This is a genomic window from Clostridium sp. AF36-4, from assembly GCF_003435975.1.
Classification (GTDB): domain Bacteria; phylum Bacillota; class Clostridia; order Lachnospirales; family Lachnospiraceae; genus Eubacterium_F.
Genome location: NZ_QTVH01000016.1, coordinates 40646 through 62663 on the forward strand (window position 1 = coordinate 40646; position 22018 = coordinate 62663).

14 protein-coding genes and 1 pseudogene are annotated in these 22018 nt (G+C 40.7%); 10 read left to right on the forward strand and 5 right to left on the reverse strand.

Annotated features, from left to right (window positions below; genetic code table 11):
* Nucleotides 1-12: 12 nt before the first annotated feature.
* The 4 genes from DW005_RS09440 (at nucleotide 13) to DW005_RS09455 (ending at nucleotide 11641) form a co-directional block, all read left to right on the forward strand.
* Complete coding sequence (locus DW005_RS09440) at nucleotides 13-9939, forward strand: hypothetical protein (RefSeq protein ID WP_117479102.1); 9927 nt, start codon at nucleotides 13-15, stop codon at nucleotides 9937-9939.
* A gap of 79 nt (nucleotides 9940-10018) precedes the next feature.
* Nucleotides 10019-10438 carry a phage holin family protein gene (locus DW005_RS09445; RefSeq protein WP_022377216.1) on the forward strand — a complete coding sequence of 140 codons (420 nt, stop codon included), beginning with the start codon at nucleotides 10019-10021 and terminating at the stop codon, nucleotides 10436-10438.
* On the forward strand, nucleotides 10438-10947 hold the full coding sequence (locus DW005_RS09450; RefSeq protein ID WP_117479103.1) for a DUF2829 domain-containing protein: 510 nt from the start codon (nucleotides 10438-10440) through the stop codon (nucleotides 10945-10947). Before DW005_RS09445 ends, DW005_RS09450 begins: the two co-directional genes overlap by 1 nt.
* Nucleotides 10937-11641, forward strand: a complete 705-nt coding sequence (locus DW005_RS09455) for a peptidoglycan recognition family protein (RefSeq protein ID WP_181975011.1) — start codon at nucleotides 10937-10939, stop codon at nucleotides 11639-11641. Before DW005_RS09450 ends, DW005_RS09455 begins: the two co-directional genes overlap by 11 nt.
* A gap of 89 nt (nucleotides 11642-11730) precedes the next feature.
* On the opposite strand, the pseudogene DW005_RS09460 reads toward DW005_RS09455, so the two are convergent.
* The 3 genes and pseudogenes from DW005_RS09460 to DW005_RS09470 all read right to left on the reverse strand — a co-directional run.
* Nucleotides 11731-11826 (reverse strand): annotated as a pseudogene (locus DW005_RS09460) (manganese catalase family protein); the annotation flags it as partial.
* On the reverse strand, nucleotides 11826-12092 hold the full coding sequence (locus DW005_RS09465) for a spore coat protein CotJB (protein ID WP_117479106.1): 267 nt from the start codon (nucleotides 12090-12092) through the stop codon (nucleotides 11826-11828). The pseudogene DW005_RS09460 and the gene DW005_RS09465, both read right to left, overlap by 1 nt.
* Nucleotides 12092-12340: a spore coat associated protein CotJA gene (locus DW005_RS09470; RefSeq protein WP_117479107.1), complete on the reverse strand. Its 249-nt coding sequence runs from the start codon at nucleotides 12338-12340 to the stop codon at nucleotides 12092-12094. The genes DW005_RS09465 and DW005_RS09470 overlap by 1 nt, the downstream gene beginning before the upstream one ends.
* A 153-nt stretch (nucleotides 12341-12493) precedes the next feature.
* Between DW005_RS09470 and DW005_RS09475 the strand changes: the two genes are divergently transcribed.
* The 5 genes from DW005_RS09475 to DW005_RS09500 all read left to right on the forward strand — a co-directional run bounded on the left by DW005_RS09475 (nucleotide 12494) and on the right by DW005_RS09500 (nucleotide 19555).
* Complete coding sequence (locus DW005_RS09475) at nucleotides 12494-12874, forward strand: transcriptional repressor (RefSeq protein ID WP_117479108.1); 381 nt, start codon at nucleotides 12494-12496, stop codon at nucleotides 12872-12874.
* Between the two features lie 47 nt (nucleotides 12875-12921).
* On the forward strand, nucleotides 12922-13464 hold the full coding sequence (locus DW005_RS09480) for an NADH peroxidase (protein WP_117479109.1): 543 nt from the start codon (nucleotides 12922-12924) through the stop codon (nucleotides 13462-13464).
* Nucleotides 13465-13869: 405 nt separating this feature from the next.
* Nucleotides 13870-16143: a protein translocase subunit SecD gene (gene secD / locus DW005_RS09490; RefSeq protein WP_117479111.1), complete on the forward strand. Its 2274-nt coding sequence runs from the start codon at nucleotides 13870-13872 to the stop codon at nucleotides 16141-16143.
* A 189-nt stretch (nucleotides 16144-16332) separates the two neighbouring features.
* On the forward strand, nucleotides 16333-17370 hold the full coding sequence (locus tag DW005_RS09495; RefSeq protein WP_117479112.1) for a DUF6273 domain-containing protein: 1038 nt from the start codon (nucleotides 16333-16335) through the stop codon (nucleotides 17368-17370).
* 88 nt (nucleotides 17371-17458) lie between these two features.
* The gene (locus DW005_RS09500) at nucleotides 17459-19555 is read left to right on the forward strand and encodes a PDZ domain-containing protein (RefSeq protein WP_117479113.1); all 2097 of its coding nucleotides are present in this window, start codon (nucleotides 17459-17461) and stop codon (nucleotides 19553-19555) included.
* Between the two features lie 17 nt (nucleotides 19556-19572).
* Here DW005_RS09500 and DW005_RS09505 read toward each other — a convergent pair whose 3' ends face one another.
* Complete coding sequence (locus DW005_RS09505) at nucleotides 19573-20211, reverse strand: thiamine diphosphokinase (RefSeq protein ID WP_022377177.1); 639 nt, start codon at nucleotides 20209-20211, stop codon at nucleotides 19573-19575.
* Nucleotides 20211-21044 carry an Mrp/NBP35 family ATP-binding protein gene (locus DW005_RS09510; protein ID WP_022377178.1) on the reverse strand — a complete coding sequence of 278 codons (834 nt, stop codon included), beginning with the start codon at nucleotides 21042-21044 and terminating at the stop codon, nucleotides 20211-20213. The genes DW005_RS09505 and DW005_RS09510 overlap by 1 nt, the downstream gene beginning before the upstream one ends.
* 154 nt (nucleotides 21045-21198) lie before the next feature.
* On the opposite strand from DW005_RS09510, the gene DW005_RS09515 reads away from it, so the two are divergent.
* Nucleotides 21199-21786 (forward strand): hypothetical protein, encoded by a 588-nt coding sequence (locus tag DW005_RS09515; RefSeq protein ID WP_022377179.1) that lies wholly within the window; start codon nucleotides 21199-21201, stop codon nucleotides 21784-21786.
* The last annotated feature ends 232 nt before the right edge of the window (nucleotides 21787-22018 follow it).

Here is a 22018-nt window from a genome sequence, read left to right on the forward strand (position 1 = left end):
AGAATATATATTATGGCAAATAAGAAAAAGAAACAGAATACTCATGCATCCGGTTCCGGGAGTATTATATCAAATTATTTTGAGAGTCAGGACAAGTTGTATGAAAGAGATATGCAGGGACAAAAAATAGCAAGTGAGACCAGAGCAAAGGCTGATTCTTATTATGGTGAGGATAAAAAGTATTCGGATACCGACTATACGAATCAGTCAGAATCCCGTTATCGCCGATTGGCAGAGAAAGCAGTAGAAATTAAAGAAAGAACGCAAAAGAACAGTGAAAAGTATAAGAGAACCAATACTCTGATTCGCAATGCAGCAAAGGCAGAAAATAATATGTTGTCGGAAATTCCGAGGCGGGAACAAAGGGAAAAACAGGAACAGCAGAGAAGAAAGCAGAGAGAACTGGAGGAGAAGAAAGAAAAGGAATTAGAGAAAAGAAAAAATCAAAAATTTTATACTTCCACAGGCAATAAATATAAGGACCCATCCTTGATGGGATATGATGAACTACAGAGAACGCTTGCAAATGTAAAGGAAAATAAAGACTTGTTTAAGTCCAGAATCGCAGATAGTGGTTTGTTTAAACGGGGATTTTCGGGAGAATGGGAAAAAGTTCAGCCAAAAGATTTTGAGGAAAAGTTAGGAAAAAAAGGTGTATCGTGGGAAGATTACAAGGAATACACCAGTTTGTGGAATAAGTACCAGGATAATGTTGAGTATATGAAAGAACTGGAGAGTAATCAACCACGTGTAGAGCTGGAGCATGAATACGATAAGTTGGGGGATACCGATAAGCAGTTAGTAAAAAAGGCAGCAGATTATGTGTGGGTAGAGAAAAGAAAATACAGTGCAGATAAAAATCATTTAGTTCCGACGATACAGGACAAGCTGGAAGTAAGCAGTAATCCGGATTATTTGTCACAAGCATATGAGAAATTTCCTAAGTTGAAGGAATTAAAGGAAAAAGGAATTGATGTAGATTACATTATCGACAGCGAGAACATTAACACAGATAATAAAGAACAGGAGGCATGGGATGAAGGGACAAGAAAAATAGCAGACGAACATCCGGTAGTATCTAGTGCGTTAAGTGTGGGGTCAAACTTGCTTTCACCGTTGGAACTTGCAGAGGATGTAAATCATGCGGTTAAAAACCTGTCATCGGATAAGTCTTATCCCATTAATCATGCCAGCCATCCATACAGTTCTTATACGAATAATGTAAGACAGACCGTGTCAGAAGGCATCGATAATGATATCGGTAAATTTGTTTACAATGCTGGAATGTCCACGGTTGATTCTGCTGCGGATATTCTTGTGACGAAAGGGGTTAAGGGAACCAAGCTAGCAGGTGGGGCAGCTAGTGCGTTGATGGGAGCAAATGCGGCAAATCAATCGTACATGGACACCTATGAGAGAACAGGAAGTGCCGGACAGTCTTTGATTACCGGATTGGGAGCCGGTTTGGCAGAGTGGGCAAGCGAAAAGTTTTCACTGGATAGTTTTGAGGCGTTAAAAACAACAAATCCAAAACAGTTTCGCGATTTTGCAAAGAATCTTGTAAAACAGGGGGCGGTAGAAGGATCAGAAGAACTTGCTTCGGACTTTGCAAATGCATTTGTCGACCGTGCAGTTAATGGAAGTAAAAGTGAGTATAATGAAAATGTTAAAAATTATATCCAGCAGGGAATGTCAAAGGATGAGGCAAAGAAAAATGCACGGAAAGACTTCTTGATACAAGTAGCAGAGGACACGGCAGCAGGGGCTTTTTCAGGTGGTCTTTTTGGTACCTATGCAAATGTGTATTCGAAAGCACAGTATGAGTCATTAGTGAAAAAGAATGGGACATCGATTACAGAGGGAAATGAAGGCACAGATTTACTTGCATATGCTGCAAAAAGAGGTATGGACACTTACGAGAAGGCAAAAGATGATACGGAAAAATACGGTAAAATTTCAGTAGACATCATGGAAAATGCTGAAAATAATTTTACAGAAGCAAGAACGAGCGGAGAACTTGCAAGGGCGTATGAAGATGCCATTCGTGGTGTGCCGGATAGTCTGGGAGTAGAAATCGACCAGATGGCACGCGAGAAAGCACAGGAGTTAGCTAAAAAGAGTAAATATGCAAAATTCGAATCCGAGCGGCAGGCATTGTATGACATTATGGATGCCTCTGTTTCAAATGCAATGAAAAGGACAGTATCTCTGAATCAGAAAAGCGAGATGATGCAGAAGGAGTCTGTGTCGAAGCAGGAGGAAGATGCTACTGCTAATATAGATACTACATTCGATCGTGTGAATCTTGACGAGGGAATGGAACGGAATCAGCGACCGGTTGAGGTACAAGAACTACAGCCGGAAAAGACAAAGCAGAATGATGCACCGTCAGAAAATGTTACGAATGCTAATTTTAGAAAGACAGAGAATGCGGCATTTACGGCATCTGACGAACAAGTAAAGGTAAAAGGATTTCGGGAAATTGGGAAAGAATCGGCTACAGTAGAGACTACGGATGGTGAGGTAGTAAATCTTGCAGACTTGTCTTTTCAGGATGAAGGTACACAGAATTTGTTTAACATTGCATCAAAGATGGATAATGCGGCTGCGGCAACGGCACTTGTGGATTATTACAATGGTAAGGATAATGCCGGTGTTTATGCAAATAATTTCCGTATGGCATATCGTATGGGAAGATTGGGAAGTATCAGTTTTGATAAAATGATGCAGGCGTCTAAGTCATTTCGTATAATGAGTGACAAGGGAGCAATGCGTCTTGCGTATGAATTAGGAAAGGTACATGGAGAAAACGCAAAGGCAGCAGAGGCAGAAAACAAAGTTGCACCGGCGCAAAAAAAAGGAAAAGGTGAATATGAAGATTACCGCTATGCTTCGGAGGATAAGGATAGCTTTGTTCGCATGAAAAAAGAATTGGCAAAGAAAACCGGATTGGATGTATTGGATTTAAATACCCTCACAGATAAAGATGCAGATACGGTAAATGGTTTATTGAATATGGATAGAGGACAGATGGCATTTGCGGAAGATGCAGAAAATAAATTTGGTGTAGTGATACATGAATCTTTGGAATTTGCATCGGTAATGTCGGAAAAAGAGTATCAGAAATTAATGGGAGTGATGCTTAATTACCTGGTAGAGAAACATGGAGCAGAGGATATCCACGCCTTAATTGAATCTTATCAAAGAGCCTATGAGCAGGTGGAAGGTGAAAAAAGTTATGAGGATGCTGCAGGAGAGTTAATCAACGATGCTGTCAGTGGTGTGTTTTATGATGAAGCCGGGGCAAAAAACTTTATTGACTGGGTAATGAAAGATGCGAAGCTGGATGTGAATGCAAAGAAAAATGTATTTCAGAAAATCGCAGATTTGGTAAAGCATGTATTTGAAAAGATAAAAAAATATATTGATGATACTCCTATGACAAAAGCGGCCAGACTGGCAGCAGAACTCAACGTGGAACAGAAGGAAAAGATTCAGCAGATGTTCATGGATGCCGTGGATAAAGCGGGGGAGAACTACAAGAAATTGGATAGTAATAATAAGGGTGAAGAAAAAGAGAAAAGAGGGAAGTATTCGGTCAAGGTAATTCCGGATACAATACAAGATGATATTAAAACGAACCTAAAAGATGTTGCAAATATGCCGACGGTGAGTAATGTGAAAGAAACGGAATTTTCAAAGGGGAAAATAAAACTTGTTGACCAAGTTGCAGAATTTTTCGATGATATCGGCAATAATGTTTATAATGAAATGTTAGGGGATGTTGAGTTAAGCCGCAAAGGAGTAAAAGATGATATATCACATGGGATTGGTCGTGCGAAGGCAATTTCCTTTAAAGCAATTCCTGATATTATTAAGAACGGGAAAATAGTGAATTATAGCAGTAACTATAAAGGAAAAGGTCATGCGAGAGTTGTAATTGCGGCACCAATAGAAATTGTTGGAAGTCAGGAAAAAATATGTGGCAAATATATAATGGCTGTTGTATTGCGTAGGGAAAATGCGAAGCAAAGATTTTATATGCATGAAGTAGCAACCATAAAAAGAGATGAATTGTTGTTCAAGACTAGGACCTATAACAAAGTTATAAGCAACCCTAGCAACAATCCATCTCTTGAAGAAATTCTAACCAACATTGTGGGGAATGTCAAGAACAAAGATAGTAAAATGACAAATGAAAAACCAACAAAGGAAAACAAGGACATTCGCTACTCTATTAGTGTTGATCTGGATAAGCAGATAGATGATGTGCTAAATGACACCGTACCAAAAGATTATACGCATGTTTATTTGGGGGAAACAACGAAAGCATTGAAAGAATTAGGCTGGAATGACCTTCCGATGCTTATGACGAACCAACATGTGTATAGTGTGATTAACGAGAAGAAAGATAAGGGTGCAAGATATAAGAAAATAAGAAATTATCATAATTTAGGCAAAGAAAAGTTTATGCAAGTGTTGGAAGACATTGAAAGACCATGGATGATAATTAAATCCAATAACAAAGAAAATAATGCAGATTTGGTAATGGTATCTTCTGTTGTTGATAAGAATGGAAATGTTGTCATTGCAGCAGTTAAGCCAAATGGGGTAGGAAGAAAGAAAACAGCAACGCTAGATGCTAATATTATGTTAAGCATGTATGGAAAAGAAGCTCTTCATAATTATGTCGAAAAAGCTGGAAAGGAGAACCGTATCATAAAAGTAAATCCTGATAAAGCAGTGGGTCCAACGGTCCAATTCCGAGGGAACGTACTCCATCAGGATTATAAGGACAATCTAGCACGATACAAAAAGATTGTCAAGAACATTATATCCGGTGAAGGCGAAAAATATTCCCTTCATGTATCAGAGCGTGCAGAAAATAGTAGAGAAGCCAATAGTGGAGAAAACAAGGACAGTCGCTACTCTATTAGTGTTGACCTAGATAAGCAGATAGATGATGTGCTAAATGATACCGTACCAAAAGATTACACGCATGTTTATCTGGGAGAAACAACAAAAGCGTTGAAGGAACTAGGCTGGAATGATCTTCCAATGCTTATGACGAACCAACATGTGTATTCGACAATAAAAACGCAAGAAGAGGCAAAAAAAGAAAATCGTTTTAAACCAAAAACAAATTATCATGGTTTGGGAAAAGGATTATTTACAAAACTACAGAAGCAATTAGAAACACCAGCAATGATTATAAAATCAAATACAAATGAAAATAATGCGGATGTAATTTTGGTAACAAATGTAAAGGACAATCAGGGAAATGTTGTTATTGCAGCAATTAAACCCAATGGTAGTGGACGTGTTAAAGGTGAACATACGATTGCTAATGTTATGCTCAGTTTGTATGGGAAGAAATCAATACAGAATTATGTTGAAAGTGCTCGTAAAGAAAACCGGATAATAAAAGTAAATCCTGATGAAGCAGTGTGGCCCATGGGCCAATCCCATGGGGGCTTACTTCATCAGGATTATAGTAACAATCTAGCACGATACAAAGAGATTGTCAAGAACATTATATCCGGTGAAGGCGAAAAATATTCCCTTCATGTATCAGAGCGTGCAGAAAAACTGCGTCATTCATTGGCAGAAACTATGACAACAGAGGAAAGTTTGGTAGAAGAAAATGAGCAATTAAAGAAAGTTGTGGAGATGCTTCAGAGTGAATTTAAGCCGGGAAAGAAAACCATTCCGGAACCGGCACGTGTAGAGGCAGTATGCAAAAAAATATTGAAAAAATATCATTCGTCCTTTGATGCAGAAACATTTCGGGATAACCTGACAAAACTGTATGCTTATATGAATGAAGAGGGTGCGGATTATAAAGAGGCATTAAAGATTACTTCTGAGATTGCACGAGGTGTCCTTGAAAAAAGCACAGCAAAAGATATGACATTGTATAACGAGTACAAAGATTTACGAGAGTATTTCCGTAAAACAAAACTTGCGTTGTCGGAAGCCCAGAAAAGTGAAGTAAATTACATGTATGGAAGTATGGGAGAGTTTCGCAAGAGTAATTTCGGACGGCTTAGAATTGTTTCGGAGGGGACGACTCTTGATCAGGTTTGGGGAGAGTTAAGCGAGAAGTATCCGGAGTTATTTAAGGCGGATACCAATGACGGTGATATGATAGCAGAGGTAATGACTGTATTAGATGGATTGCGGCCAACATATCGTAATGCATACGGAGAGGATATTGAGCAGGCATCTTATGACCTTGCCTTAAATATTTACAAGGAAATGAGTATGATACCACAGAGACAAACGTTTAAGGATAAGGCAGATGCCGCCGTAGAGCGTGAGTGGAAGGAAGCAAACCGAGTGTATCTTACCATGCTCCAGGATTATCGCAAGGAATGTGAAAAGCAATTCCTTGAAGGATTAAAGGTGAGTATGAATGACCAGATAAAAAACAAGAATCAGAGAATCCGTGAGGCGTATGCTAAGATACATGATTATGCAAATGTGATTGAGACGACACAGAATGGAGAATTGATTCGTAAGTATCAGCATGAGATTGAAAAGCAAAAAAGGTACATCGAGAGATTAAAAAAAGGACAGGATAAAAAGATTGCGGAAATGAAGATTGAGAATCGTCAGTACCGTAAGAATTTATCTGAGCAGAAAAAACAGACAGAAGCAAAGAATAAGATTCGACGGTTACATAAACAGATGCGTCAGATGCTGATGAAACCAAAAGAGGGGATGTATGTGCCACAAGATTTGGTTCGGTCTGTAATTGATGTGTGCGAGGCTGTCAATTTGGGTGCGAAAGAAGGAACTCAATTATATAATGCGTTAGATGATGCGAGACAGTATTTTGAGAAAATGAAAAATGATCCGGATTACAATTTTGCATCGGAATATGATGAGGATATTGACTATGAATTACAGCGTATTGCAAATAAGTTTAAGAATAATGGAAACAGCATTTATGATTTATCATCTGCGGATTTGGATGAAGTATATGATGCGATGAAAATGGTGTATAAAACGATTCGAAGGGCAACTGAGCTGATTCGTAAAGAAGGGGAAACAAATGCCAGAAAGGCAGCAGAACGAGTCATTCATGAGGTGCGTTCGGCAAAAGGTGTAAGTTCATTTATGAGTACACATAAAGTCATAAGAAAATTTCCGGAGTTTACTTTGAAATCTTTAAACTCTTATCGGGCATTCCGTCGGATTACCGGATATGCGGATGGAGAGTTTATGCAGGAATGGCGTGAGTTAAATGAAGGACAGCGTAAAATGCTGAAAATCCAGCAAGATGGTGAAGCTATTCTTGCGGATGTGATGGAGGACGAAAATGTCGTAAAATTGATGAAAACTTTTGATAAGAAGCAGGGGATGGTTGACACCGGTCTTGTTTATGAGGATGGCAAGAAGGTACAAGTGACGAAAGGAATGCGTATGGCTCTTGTCATGCATGGTATGAATAAGGACAATTTGCGACATATGGTTTATGGTGGTGTCACTATGCCAAATATGGACTTATATTTGAAGGGGGATAAAAAAGGGGCTTATAATACAACTAAAAAGGCTGTAGGAGTAACTTCGGCAAAAATTCAGGCGATGGAGGATGCCATGTCCCCGGAAGAGAAAAAGGTTCTTCGTGCTTTTAAAAAGTTGTTCCACGAGTACACCGGTAGTGTGATTAATGAGACCTCAATGGAATTGTACGGATTTAAAAAAGCAAATGAGAAAAATTATTATCCGATTTCTGTTGATGAAAATTATATAGCAACGGATATTACCGGTTTGAAAATGGATAAAACTTTGGAAGGTGCCGGCTTTTTGAAGGAGCGTGTACAATCGACAAAACCATTGGTATTGGAAAGTATCATTGATACAGCACAGAGGTCATTGAAGATTACCTCAGAGTTTGGTGGTCTTGCCATTCCAATCAGGAATTTTAACAAGGTATATAATGGGTCTACGTGGAAGGTAACAGATGTAGACAGTGAAGATGTATCCGCTAAATCGGTATTAGTACAAGACGATACGGTTCATAAGGCAATGCAGGATGTGTGGGGCAGGATGGCGTCTAATTATATTGATAACCTGATTTCGGATTTGCAAAATGCGAGAACCGGGGAATCAACGGTCTTTGATATGCTCCGTGGAAATTTTGCGGGGTCTGTTCTGACCGGGAACTGGTCGGTTATTATGAAACAGGCGGCATCTTATCCGACAGCAGTTGCCACCCTTGGCTGGGAGCCGGTGATGAAAGCTCTTGCAAAGGGAGGTAAACACGGACTTCCGATTAGTAGTGCCGACCGAGAACTGATTGCAAAATATACGCCACTTTTATGGTATCGAAATAAAGGAAATTCCACACAGGAAATGGCTGATATTGATAATTTGAATAGTCTTACCAATCGTATGCCGGTGGTAAAAGAAGTAAAGAACATGATACAAAAGGTTGATGTTGCTACGGTTGGAAGAATTTGGTATGCGTCACAATATTATGTGGACGCAAATTATAAGTCCTTGAAAAAGGGAACCGATGCGTATTATCGACAAGTGGCAGAAGTGTTTAATCGATGCGTAGAAGATACACAGCCAAATTATACAGTTATGCAGCGACCGGATTATTTGCGTGATCCAAGTAAAATTAAAAAAGTCATGTTTATGTTTATGACACAGCGTATGCAAAATGGCGGTATTTTATATGATGCAGCATGCAATCTGCATGCGAAAAACCAAAATGGAACCAAGGAGCAGAAGAAACAGGCAAGAAAGGAATTCGCTTGGGCAGTATCCAGTCAGCTGGTATCGGCAGCAGTGCTTTCTACGATGACATTTTTGGCAAGAGGTCTTTTGCATAAGGTAAATCCTTATCGTGATGATGAAAATGAACTAACAACGGAGAGTGTTATGTCTGAGTGGATGAATGGGGTGTTGGGTTCGTTGTCCGGTAGTTTTATAGGCGGTAATGAATTGTATAACCTTGTCTATTCGGCAATTACAAAGGAAAAGTATTATGGAATTGAAGTATCCCTGTTTAGTGAGATATCTTCTTTATGTGAATCAATCGTGAAAATGGGGAATGGAGTAATTGATGCATTCAGCGATTCAGACGAGGAGGCTGAGAATGGAAAGGATGCGATAAAGAATGCATTTTTTGATGCGGCTGGAGTAGTGGCAAAAATGTGCGGTATTCCGGTTGACAACGTAAAAAATGTAGCGGTTGGTATTTGGAAGAATGTTGAGGATGTGACATCCGGGGAAGGCTTGTTTTCGTTTTCGACGGACAAAGAGGAGCCGAAAGCGAATGTGTATGGAAAGAAAATTTATGATGCGCTTATGGATGGTGACAAAAAGACGGCTGCTCAATACCGTGAGAAGATGAAACAAAATGGTAAGAAAGGTGAAGGTGATGTGGAAACAGCGGTAAAGGACCAGCTGGCAAGTCGAAATGATTTAGTAAAGCAAGCGGCACAGTATCGTCTTGACAAAAATCATGATGGCTATATGGAATGTTACAACAAACTTATAAAAATGGGATTTAATCATTATGAAGTTGTAGCTGCAACTAATAGTGTATTAAATAAGATGCAGGACAAAACGGAATCCGGTGCAAAGGATGCACATGATTATCTTTCTTTTTACAAGAGCGATGATTTGGTTGCTGCCATTGAGGAGGGAAAAGGTTACGAAGAAATATTACAACAGATGTACGAGGAAGCAATGACAAAAATTGAAAAGGATGATGAAAAGCATGAACTTAGTGCAAGTAAGAAAGAGAAGAAAGCATTTGCGTCCATTCGTTCGAAATTATCTTCTGAGTATAAAGACAGGTTTCAGAGTGCTAAAAATACTCATGAGAAACAACTCATTATGCAGAAACTGTATAAACTTAAAATAAAAGGTAAATGCATCTATACAAGCGATACGTTTAAAAAATGGAATGAGGAATAGGTGGTTCGCATGGGAACTAGGGGGTAAAACTTCTAGTTCCTTTGCTATACTGAGAAAAAAACAAAGGGGGACTTATAGAATGAAACAGATGATTTGTACGATTTGCGGACTGGTTGGAAGTACCGTGGCGTCTTTTTTTGGAGGATGGACTTCCGGAATGACAACGCTTCTTATCTTTATGTGCATAGATTATGTTACCGGTCTTATGGTTGCTGGAATTTTTAAAAAGAGCAAAAAAACAGAGAGTGGTGCGCTGGAATCTCATGCTGGATGGAAAGGATTATGCCGGAAAGGTGTTACCCTGCTTATTGTATTGGTGGCTTGTCGGTTGGATATGACAATTGGAACTACATTTATAAAAGATGCTACTGTGATTGGTTTTATTGTTAATGAGACGATTAGTCTGATCGAAAACGCTGGTCTGATGGGAATTCCCATTCCAAAAGCAATTGAAAAGGGGATTGATGTGTTGAAGAATAAAGAGGAGGTTGATGAGTAATGGAATTTAAGAAAGCATATGAGGCACTTAAACAGGGAGCATTGATAAAGTGTCCAGAATGGAGAGGATATTGGAAATGGGAAGATAATTCCATTAAGATGCATTGTAAAGATGGGAAAACTCTTGATATTCGGGAGACAAAAAATGTTGGATATACTCTTGATTTTATTCTTCGTGATGATTGGGAGATTGTTGACGAGGCAGATGTAAAGGATTTAGATGTTCAAACATTTACATTTGGTGAAGCAATTCGAAGATTAAAAATTGGACAGAAAGTTGCCCGTAAGGGGTGGAATGGTAAAAAACAATATATTCAGCTTGCAACAGGCATTTCATATGTGTCAACAGGTGGAGAAATTGTAAATTGCGAGCATGATGCAATTGGTAACAAGGCAATTGCATTTGTTGGTACTTCCGGTGTTCAAATGGGATGGCTTGCATCGCAGGCAGATATGCTTGCTGAGGACTGGATTACAGCAGATAAGGAAGGTGAAACGAATGGAGATTAAAAAAAGAAGAGCAAAATCAATCAGTTATGGAGGCAAAAGGAGTTTAAAGGACATAAAGTACATTGTCATACATTTTACCGGTAACAAAGGAGATACGGCGAAGAACAATGCTGATTTCTACGCTACTGGCAACACGCGAGAAGCGGGTGCGCATTTCTTTGTGGATAAAAAATCTGAGATTTGGGAGTCCGTGCCAATGGAATATACTGCCTGGGCGGTTGGCCACTTCTACACCCGTGAGAAGGGGGCTGCATCGTATTATAAAAAGTGTACGAATGATAACAGTGTGTCCATCGAATTATGTGATTGCAAAAAAGGTGTAAGCTGGGAACAGATGCTTGCGGTACGACAATTAGTACAGTATATTCAGAAACGTTGTCCGAATGCAAAGACTATCATCAGACATTGGGACGTCAACGGCAAAGCGTGTCCAGAGCCGATGATCGGTAAAGGCAACTTGAAATGGAAGCATCTTTACAACAAGATTATGTATAATTATCAGTACAGAGCCAAAGTAACAAAGGCAGCAGCCATCCGCTCATCTAAGGGTGTAAAACCTACAAATAAAATTGGCAGCATAAATCCGGGAGAGGTTGTTAAGATTTCTAAGGTGGTTGGTGCCTGGGGGCGTTTGTTGAACAAAAAGAATGACAAATGGCAATGGATTAGTTTGAAAAAGGTGAAAGAAATTTAAAAGCCTGAAATCCCTTTACTTTCAGTGAATTCTATGTTATTTTAAGGACAATCTAAAGTGAAAAAATCTTTTTATAACTCTCAGCACTACGGTCCACCCAGCTGACTGATTATTACTTTTGCCAATTTCGCATTCGGCGTTTTGATATTGACTGGGTATTCCAGTCGTCGTTCATACGTCCACATCAGCTGCACCCCCCTTCCCATGGCCACGGTTCATCGGTCCAGGTCCAGCCATCGTTTGTATCAATACCGGTTAAAAATAACGGTCCGCAGTGTTTTTCGTAATCGCAGACGGCTTCTTTGTACATCTGCTGGTAACGGTTGAAATAATCCATTGCCTTGCCATCGCAAGGATGAGTATCCAGATACATACCGGCGTCAATCATGCAGAATCCGGTCTCACGTACAGCGGTCATTTTCTGATGCTTTGAATGTCTGTTTTGATTCATCAATAAACACCTCGCCTTCCACAGGAGTTGTTTTGCATATAGGGCTGTCGGTTATGGCAGCCACAAGAACCGGAATGGGAGTGGTTTTGACTGCGGTCTGCCTGGCAGGCAGCCTGTGCACCAACAAACGGAAAAACTAAATCTTCGAAAATGGTGCCGTGTCTTAAGGCACATTCGCCCTCCATGACATTTTCAAAAGTCTGCCATGGGACATATGCCATTGCTAATGGTTTCTTTGAAAGATTCATAGAAACTCCTTTTTTGTTTTTACTATATATTATGTAGAAAAATGTCGAATGTGAAAAAAATAAAATTTATTGAGAAAAAGTATTGACAAGCAAAGATAAATGATATATAGTGATAACAGTAACAGTTACTATTATCAAAAAGGAGCGTGAGATATGGCTGGACTCAAGTATAGCAGGCAGCGGGAAGCTGTGTTAGTCTATCTGCGTTCAACAAAGTCTCATCCGACTGCGGAGCAGGTATATCAGAAAATTAGAGAAGAATTTCCTAAGATAAGTTTAGGAACGGTATACCGAAATTTAAACTTATTAGCAGACTGTGGTGAGATTTTGCGATTGAACTGTGGTGACGGGGTAGAGCATTTTGATGCAACGACCACCCCACACAATCACTTTATTTGTCGTCGTTGCAGACAGGTAATCGATTTGGAAGCCGACTGGGATTTTGAATTGGATACCAAGATGGATGACGAGTTTCCCGGAAAAATAGAAGGACATGAAATCTATTTTTACGGCATCTGTAAAAAATGTTTATAAATCACAAAAGTGGTTAAACTAATTTATCAAAAGGAGAGTGTATTAGTATGAAGAGATTTGTATGCAGCGTATGTGGATATGTTCACGAAGGAGACAGTGCACCGGAGCAGTGCCCGGTTTGCAAGGCACCGGCAGAAAAATTCAAAGAGCAGACTGGCGAAAGAGAATGGGCAGCAGAACATGTAGTAGGAGTTGCTAAGGGTGTCAGCGAAGACATCGTAGCTGATCTTCGTGCAAACTTTGAAGGAGAATGTTCAGAAGTAGGAATGTATCTTGCTATGGCAAGAGTAGCACACCGTGAAGGCTATCCCGAAGTAGGCCTTTACTATGAAAAAGCAGCTTGGGAAGAAGCAGAGCATGCGGCAAAATTTGCAGAACTTCTTGGTGAAGTAGTGACGGACTCTACAAAGAAAAACCTGCAGATGCGTGTTGACGCTGAAAATGGTGCAACAGCGGGTAAATTCGACCTTGCAAAACGTGCCAAAGCAGCAGACTTAGACGCTATCCATGACACTGTTCATGAAATGGCAAAAGACGAAGCAAGACATGGCAAAGCATTCGAGGGATTGTTAAAGAGATACTTTGGCTAAGCTCCAAGCCATGCATAAAAATAAAAACAGCCCTTCATTGTGAGTTCACTCACAAATGAAGGGCTGTTTTTATTTTTATATACGGCGCGAGCCGTCCATGAGCCCGTCAGGGCGAATGGAGCATGGCTTGGAGCAAAGAGAAGGGGGCGCGAGCCGTCCATGAGCCCGCTAGGGCGAATGGAGCAAGGCTTGGAGCAAAGAGAAGAGGGCGCGAGCCGTCCATGAGCCCGTCAGGGCGAATGGGTCAAGGCTTGGAGCTAAGGGAAGAGGGCGCGAGCCGCTTTTGTTTTATACTTGAAGAACCAATTGTTTTGTGATATAATCTAATCTCGAGCAGTGCTCGATAAGGGGGATTTTTACAGTAAGAGACCCTGGTAAGGATTTATAGTAAAGGAGATAAGTAACATGAACAGTAAAGTAAAGGGCGTTTTACAGGTCTTACTGGTTCTTGTGCTGATTGCAGCGTTTGCGTTTGTAGCAGCAAGGGGAATTGGTGGCGCACACAGAGGAAGCGCAAAGAACATTCGTCTTGGATTGGATTTGGAAGGTGGCGTGAGTGTCACATATCAGGCTTACAAGACTGATAGTACCGGTAAGAGAACCGGTGAACAGCCAACCGATAAAGACATGGCAGACACGATTTACAAGATGCAGAAACGTGTGGAAACATTAGAGAGCACGGAAGCCGCTGTATATCAGGAAGGCAGTGACCGTGTCACAATCGATATTCCGGGTGCCAGTGATTCAGAAGAGGTTTTGAAGGAACTTGGTAAAGCTGGAGCGCTTTATTTCATTTTGTATTCAGATCTGAAGACTGAAAAAGGCGGCACACCAAACGAAGGTGATAAAGTCGTTTACGACAAATCGAAAGTCCTTTTGACCGGTGACATGATTGGTGAGGCAACTTCCGGCAGCAGACAGCAGGAAGGCACCGGAAAGACTGAATATGGTGTTTCTATTAAGTTTGCAGGCAAAGGAATTAAGAAATTTGCTAAGATTACCGGAGAGCATGTTGGTGAGCAGCTTGCCATCGTATATGATGAGAAGTTAGTTTCTGCACCAAACCTGAAAGAAGAGATTTCCGGCGGTGAGTGCTGGATTTCGGGAAGTTTTACTTCTGAGTCCGCAGAGCAGCTTGCTTCTACCGTACGTATCGGTGCTCTTCCGTTGGAACTTGAAAATATTCATGGTAACGTAGTAGGAGCAACACTGGGAAGTCAGGCATTGAAATCCAGTTTGTTTGCCGGCGTTGTTGGTTTGATTCTCGTAATCATTTTCATGATTGTTATGTACCGCATCTCCGGTGTGGCAGCCAGCATTGCATTGATTTTCTATGTAGGTGCTATGCTGCTTGCACTGAATGGTTTGAATGTAACATTGACCCTGCCCGGTATTGCGGGTATTATCCTGAGTATTGGTATGGCGGTGGATGCAAACTGTATTATATTTACACGTATCCGCGAGGAATTGGCAACCGGCAAGACGGTAGCGTCTGCGATTGATAATGGATTTTCCAAAGCAATGTCCGCCATTGTCGATGGTAACGTGACAACTTTGATTGCTGCTTTGGTACTGTATCTCAAGGGTTCCGGTACGGTAAAAGGTTTTGCGATGACACTTGGTATTGGTATTGTGTTGTCTATGTTTACTGCTTTGTTTATTACAAAACTTTTGATGAAAGCATTCTGTGCACTGGGTATGACAAATACTTCAATGTATGGTATTCAGAAAGAGCGTAAGACAATTAACTTTATTGGTAACTGGAAGAAATATGTTGTTATTTCCGGAGCTGTTGTTGTAATCTGTGTGGCAGGACTTGTTGTCCGTGCTGCTTCCGGTGGTCCATTATTTAACTATAGTTTAGATTTTGCCGGTGGTAACTCAACATCTGTTGACTTATCTAAGACTGTAACCGATGAAGATAAACAGAAAGCAGAAGATACTGCAAAATCTGTTATTGGAAGCGGTAAGAGTGTTGAAATTTCGGTTGCTGATAATACAAAGATTGTTGTTCGTACTGAGGAACTCAGTGAGCAGAAGTCGGAAGAATTGAAAGCAACGATGGCGAAAACATTTGGCGTGGATGAATCTACCAAAATTGAGTCCGAGTTCATCAGTGGTTCTGTCAGTGATGAAATGAAAGTGGATGCAGCTGTAGCAACTCTGATTGCGACACTTTGTATGTTGCTTTATATCTGGATTCGCTTCCGTAAACTTTCAACCGGTATCAGTGCTGTTTTGGCACTTGTTCATGATGTAATTGCTGTGCTGACTGTTTATGTAGTGGCAAGCGCATTTATTCCGGTAGGAAGTACCTTTATTGCATGTATGCTTACGATTGTCGGATACTCCATCAACGATACCATCGTAGTATTTGACCGTATTCGTGAGAATAAAGCTAAGGCTACGTCAAGAACAAGCCTTGCGGAAATTATTAACAAGAGTATTACAGAGACATTGTCTCGTTCCATTAATACTTCGGTAACTACCTTTATCATGGTATTTGTATTGGCAGTATTCGGTGTAGATTCCGTACGCCAGTTTGCAATTCCGTTGATTGTAGGTATTATTTCCGGATGTTATTCATCAGTATGTGTAGCATCACCATTGTGGTATGTTCTTTCCGGAAAAGGAGAAAAAGAGCAGAAAGCAGTCACTTATTCAAAGAAGAAAAAATAATTCTTTGTGAATAAATATTGGAACAAGAAAAGAAGAAACTACAAATCGGGAAACAGTAATGTTCATGCGAATGATAGTTTCTTCTTTTTCGTATGAGGAACAAAAGATGTCAAAAAGTTGATAATTAGACACAATCTATGTTATACTACCAATACAGTCCGCATAAGAGACAAAGGAGGATTCCAGTGCATGGCAAAGGGAGATAAGAAGAAAAAGAAAAAAGAGGTCATTGAACTGACGCCGGCGGAACGGTTTGTCCAGTTAAAGACGTTAAAGAGAGCGACAAGATGCCTTTTAGTAGATGAAGATGTTTATCGTATCTACGTGCGTCTTACAAAAGATTTCGCACAGATGGATGAGTTAGGTAAAGAGACTCCGTTTGAAGGATGTGAAGAGTGTGCTGCGTTAAGTGAAGAATGTGCTGCTCTTGCAAAAGAATGGGAAAAGAAATTGCCGGCGGAGAGAGAAGTGATTTCACGAACTGTTACGACAACAGTGAAGAAACAGGAAGAAGACGACAACAAGAAAAAAGGAATTGCAAAATGGGTTGTGCTTGTGGTTATTGTTGCAATGATTGTCTGCTATAATGTTCCGGCAACCCGTTATCAGTTGGCCGGACTTTCTGCAAAAGTTGGTTTTGATAAATGGGCATCGTCCACATACGAAAAACTGGGCGATTATAAAGATTGTAAAAATCAGATTGTTTTGCTTGAGAAAAAAGCCATCGAAAAAGTGAAAATTGGTGGTGTTGTGAAGTTTGGAACTTGTGACTGGATGGTTTTGGAGCGTACAGATGGTAAAGCTCTGCTTACAAAATATATGGCAGATAATAAACATCCCTACCATGATAAATCAGAAAAGGTTACATGGGAGAGTTGTGCGCTGCGAAAGTATCTGAATGGTGAATTCCTTGAGGACGGTAAATTTACGCCGGAGGAATTGGCGATGATTTTGACTACAAATGTTGCAAATGTTGCAAACGAAGAGTTTGGGACGGACGGTGGCAAGAATACGCAAGATAAAGTATTTTTGATGAATGAGCCGGAGTTTACCAAGTATAAGAAGAAACTGAAAGCAAAGGCAAAGACAATGCGGCTGCGTACACCGGGCAAAGATGCCACGGCAACGACGTATGTTTCTGCACTGGGGGATATTATTACCTATGGTTTCCCGGTGGACGAAAATGGTGCCTGCATACGTCCGACGATGTGGGTAAATTTGAAGTAAGGATGCCTATGTTTTGCCACGATTGCATGATTAAATGTAACTGTTCGGTAAAGGACAGTTACATTTTTTTAGGAAGGAAGCGTAAAATATGAAGTGTAAAAAAAGAATACTATTGTTAGCGCTGTTACTTTTTTCCACTGTATTAATTGGTGGGATGAATGTTCAGGCAAAGAAAAAGACGAAGCCAAAGTCATTGAAAAAAGCAAAAATTACTTTGGCAAAGAGCAGTTATACATATAATGGAAAAGCAAAAAAACCAGTTGTTACCGTAAAACTTGGTAAGAAAAAACTGAAAAAAAACAGGGATTATACGGTCAAGTATACAAAAAATAAAAATGCCGGAACGGCGAAAGTTACAATTAAAGCCAAGAAGGCTAAAAAAGGTAAAAAAGCCAAATATAAGGGTAGCAAAAGAAAAACTTTTAAGATAAAAAAAGCAAGTCGTTTGCTAGTACCGGACAAAGCAGCATATTCAGCCGTTGAAGGAGATGGTTCATTTTCGATTGTAGCTAAACCATCGAAAGGCGGTGGAACAGTAACATATGCCTGCGCGACAACTGGTGTGATCAAAGTCACGAAAGCCGGTAAGGTTACGATTGTTAAAACCTTTGATAAGACATGTAAAACATTGTCCAAGCAGACAAAAGATACGATTAAGAAAGTTTCGACAAAGGTAACCATGAGTGTGCCAGCAACGGCAAATTATAAGGCAGCTTCGACTTCCGTCACCGTTACGATTAACAAAAAACCGGTACGTGTTTTCAGTACCTATGACAGTATTAATAAATACAGTTATCCGTCGAAGAGTCCGCTGTCTCCGGGATTTACTAATTATAAAAAACTGACAGATTTAAAATGGACGATTGTGGATAAATACCAGATGCCTGGTCTTGCACCGACAGCAGATGAGGACTGGACAAAAAATTATATTCAGTGTAACAATCTCTGCCCGCAGGGTGTCTGTATGGCAGGAAATTATATGCTTACGACGGCATACTGTATGGATGATTTGCACAATAGCTGCATTTTCGTTTACAACAACAAGACGGGCGAATTTTTAAAGACGCTAGTTTTAAAAGACCAGAAGAGCCACGTGGGTGGAATTACTTATGATGAGAAAAATAAAAACATCTGGGTCTGCCACTCAAACAAAGATAAAACGACAGGAATGTATTCACTTGAGCGCATTACGTTGTCGGATTTGGTGAAATATGCGACAGGCAAAAAAGAATATACGTCGTCCGGTAAAGTGGAACTACATCAGATTCCAACAAAACCATCGACGATTTCCTACAATAAAAAGGACGGTTATCTGTGGGTGGCACAGTTTAGTGTGGCACCGGTTGCAGGTGACACTTCGGAGGATGAAGATACGGACGAAGAAGTAGAGGAAAATGATACCGGTGCACCGCGTATGTATGCATATGAGTACGATGCAAAGACAAACGAATTAAATCAGGTTCGTATTGTTACGAATCCTGCTGAAGAGGACTATCTGGGAATCCAGACAAAAGAAGTACAGACAGAAGCAACCGGAGAAAATGAGGCAAAGACAAGTGTTCAGGTTGCAACAGTGTACTCTTCTTCCTCTGTTTTACTTGCGGAAAAAGGAAGCTCTGCTACAGCAAAAGAAAAGCTGAAAAAAGGAGATGTTATTTACTCGGTTAATAATGAGCTGATTACAAGTGTAAAACAGCTTTCGGAATTACTGGAAAAATGTACGAAAGGAACTGCGGTAACGCTGGAAATTCACCGTACAATTCCGGCAGAAACCGAAGGTGCGGAGCCGACAGAGCAGATTTTGACTGGAAAAATTATTTTGGATGTCCGTGGCAATGTGTTGTACCGCAGCACACCGAATTATGTGCAGGGAATTACATTTTCCGGAGACCGTACAATCTTTAGCTGTTCCTATGGAAGAAACAGTACAAAGAAGAGATTTTTATCCGAATTACAGGTGTATAACCGTGCAGATGCGACCGATGATACGATGCTTGGCGAGTTAGAACTTGCCGTAGCACTGCCGCCAATGGTAGAGGAAGTAGAAGTTGTGGGAGATGAAGTGTATATGATATTTGAATCCGCTGCCACCACGTATCTGGAAGGAACGGATGGCAAGGGTCAGAGTACCTGTCCGATTGACAAAATGATTGCCGTAAAACTCGGACTTGATTCAATAAAATAGAAATATAAATAGAAAATTTAAGGGCGATTCCACAAAACAGCTAATGTGCCATTTGACACGCTGATGCTTCCCTTTCTGCCGGTAAACTCATTGCTGACACCAAGAGGGAATGAATTTGTGAGGGTCGCCCCTTCTACTTCATAATGAAATCCCTGAATGGTGACATTTGTGCTCACGTCGCTCAAAGAAAAGACGGAACATATATTTCCGGTGGTATTTTCCGGTAAATCTTTTCCGAATGTAATGACGCCGTTTGTGACAACTTTTAGTGCATAGTCATCTCCAATTAAGGTTCCGACGGCATTATGCCGGTTTAAGAATGTAAGCGTCTGAATATTAGCTAATGTGTGGTCTAAGCGGCCGCCTAAACCGCCATAAATTTCAAAATTTGTGTATCCTTTTTCCAAACCAAGTCGTGCGGCAAGCATCATGTCCGTATCATCTTTTTCTTTTGGGTGTCGGATGCAGTCGGATGGCAGATGGCTGGACGCCGAAACGGAATCAAAGTCACCAATCACATAGTCGGCACGCAGTCCGATTTTTTCTAAATAGTCAAAGCCGCCATCAACAGCGATGACCAAATCATCTTTTCCTAATTCGATATGGCAGGGGGATTGTTCCCCTGCCCCAAATAAATAACAGACTTTTGTATCCACTATTTCTGACCTCTTTCAATAACAAGCGCAGCATCTTCCAGATAGGAGCAATCCAAATCCTCTACCGTGCCGTTGTCGCAGGCAGAAGCAAGTGCTGGGTTAATTGGCATCTGGGCGAGTACCGGTACATGGTACTCTTCAGCAATTTCACTGATGTGGCTCTCACCAAATACATGAATTTTCTTACCGCAGTCAGGGCAGAGCGCATAGCTCATATTTTCCACGAGACCAAGAACCGGAATGTTCATAAGAGAAGCCATTTTCATTGCTTTACCGACAATCATGGAAACCAAATCCTGCGGACTTGTAACAACGACAATGCCATCAATCGGAATGTTCTGGAATACGGTAAGTGCAACATCACCGGTTCCCGGCGGCATATCGACAAACAGATAATCGACATTATCCCAAAGGGTGTCAGACCAGAACTGGCGAACCGTTCCACCAATCACCGGACCACGCCATACAACCGGGTCACTTTCATTTTCCAAAAGGACATTAATGGACATAATATCCACGCCGTATTTTTTTGATTTTACAGGGAAAATCGTTGTTTCATTTCCCTGCGCTTTTTCGGTGATACCAAATGCCTTCGGAATCGAAGGACCGGTAATATCGGCATCCAAGATACCACAGTGGTATCCGCGGCGCGCAAATTCAACCGCAAGTAAATCGGTAACCATTGATTTTCCTACGCCGCCCTTTCCACTGACGACACCGATAACCTTGCCGATTTTGCTATTTGGATGTGGTGCTACTAAGAGACTTTTTGGGTCTTTTGAACCGCAATTGCTGCTACAGGTGGAGCAGTCGTGCGTACATTCTTCACTCATTTTGATTTCTCCTTAATAAAAATATTTCTATGCTTACTCTAGTACGAAAGGGGCAGATTTGTCAAGTTGTAATATTATGAGGGAAAACTGCCGATAATATACTTACAGATATGTTGTAAATGGATTTGCGAAAAGAACACAAGGAGGTGTTTGCATGACGACGTTAGGAGAACTGCGGAATAAATTCAGTGCAGTACATAAGCAGTACAATTCAACGGCGTTTGAATTGTCTAAAAAACTAAATGAGACGAAGGAATTGATAAAGCGTGTTCCCGAAGGAGACAAACTGTTTGGGGAACAGGCAGCGGTTTTGGAACTCCAGTACAATGCGGTGAAAGACCAGCAGAAGATTTATGATGATTTCATTCACCAGTTTATGGACAAATGGGATGCTGAGCGTGAGATGGTAAGCGCAAAGCAAAATGCCGAAGCAGAAGGGGATTATTATAAGGAAATGGGTAAAATTCTTGCGGTGGCAATGCGCATGTTCCACGGGGATATCGTTCCCGGCTCGGACGAGAAAAAACTTATGGAATTCGACAGTGATTTGTATCAGATGGCGAAAAACGCACAGATGATGGCAAAGCTTAAAGAACGGAAAAAGTATGATTCGCTGTGGGACGATGAGGAGAAAAAAGAATTGGAAGACCCTATAGAAGCCGCGGATGCAAAAGAAACATCACTTGAAGCACCGGAGGTTGTAAGTGTGGATGAGGTAATCGCAAAAAGTACCGAAGGATGAGAAGTGGGCGGATTTACTGAAACTCCAAAAGCCTTCCAGTTACTGATTGGCAGAAATTAGTCATTTGATGACTTTTTTTGATGTGGATAAGAGCCTTATGCAACCTTAACCTTTATAAAAAGATAAAAGAGTTGCATGAATTTTGAAAAGATGCATCTGCAAGCAACCTAAAAGCAGGAAATGTACCGACCCCCAAATGTTAGACCAAAAATCTAACGATTGGAGGTCGATA

What these genes read in the sequence shown, in the direction of transcription:
- DW005_RS09495 (WP_117479112.1), top strand. Translation starts at nt 16,333, where the DNA reads ATGGCAAAGGGAGATAAGAAGAAAAAGAAAAAAGAGGTCATTGAACTG.
- DW005_RS09440 (WP_117479102.1), top strand. Translation starts at nt 13, where the DNA reads ATGGCAAATAAGAAAAAGAAACAGAATACTCATGCATCCGGTTCCGGG.
- secD (WP_117479111.1), top strand. Translation starts at nt 13,870, where the DNA reads ATGAACAGTAAAGTAAAGGGCGTTTTACAGGTCTTACTGGTTCTTGTG.
- DW005_RS09480 (WP_117479109.1), top strand. Translation starts at nt 12,922, where the DNA reads ATGAAGAGATTTGTATGCAGCGTATGTGGATATGTTCACGAAGGAGAC.
- DW005_RS09475 (WP_117479108.1), top strand. Translation starts at nt 12,494, where the DNA reads ATGGCTGGACTCAAGTATAGCAGGCAGCGGGAAGCTGTGTTAGTCTAT.
- DW005_RS09470 (WP_117479107.1), bottom strand. Translation starts at nt 12,340, where the DNA reads ATGAATCTTTCAAAGAAACCATTAGCAATGGCATATGTCCCATGGCAG.
- DW005_RS09450 (WP_117479103.1), top strand. Translation starts at nt 10,438, where the DNA reads ATGGAATTTAAGAAAGCATATGAGGCACTTAAACAGGGAGCATTGATA.
- DW005_RS09465 (WP_117479106.1), bottom strand. Translation starts at nt 12,092, where the DNA reads ATGAATCAAAACAGACATTCAAAGCATCAGAAAATGACCGCTGTACGT.
- DW005_RS09445 (WP_022377216.1), top strand. Translation starts at nt 10,019, where the DNA reads ATGAAACAGATGATTTGTACGATTTGCGGACTGGTTGGAAGTACCGTG.
- DW005_RS09500 (WP_117479113.1), top strand. Translation starts at nt 17,459, where the DNA reads ATGAAGTGTAAAAAAAGAATACTATTGTTAGCGCTGTTACTTTTTTCC.
- DW005_RS09510 (WP_022377178.1), bottom strand. Translation starts at nt 21,044, where the DNA reads ATGAGTGAAGAATGTACGCACGACTGCTCCACCTGTAGCAGCAATTGC.
- DW005_RS09455 (WP_181975011.1), top strand. Translation starts at nt 10,937, where the DNA reads ATGGAGATTAAAAAAAGAAGAGCAAAATCAATCAGTTATGGAGGCAAA.
- DW005_RS09515 (WP_022377179.1), top strand. Translation starts at nt 21,199, where the DNA reads ATGACGACGTTAGGAGAACTGCGGAATAAATTCAGTGCAGTACATAAG.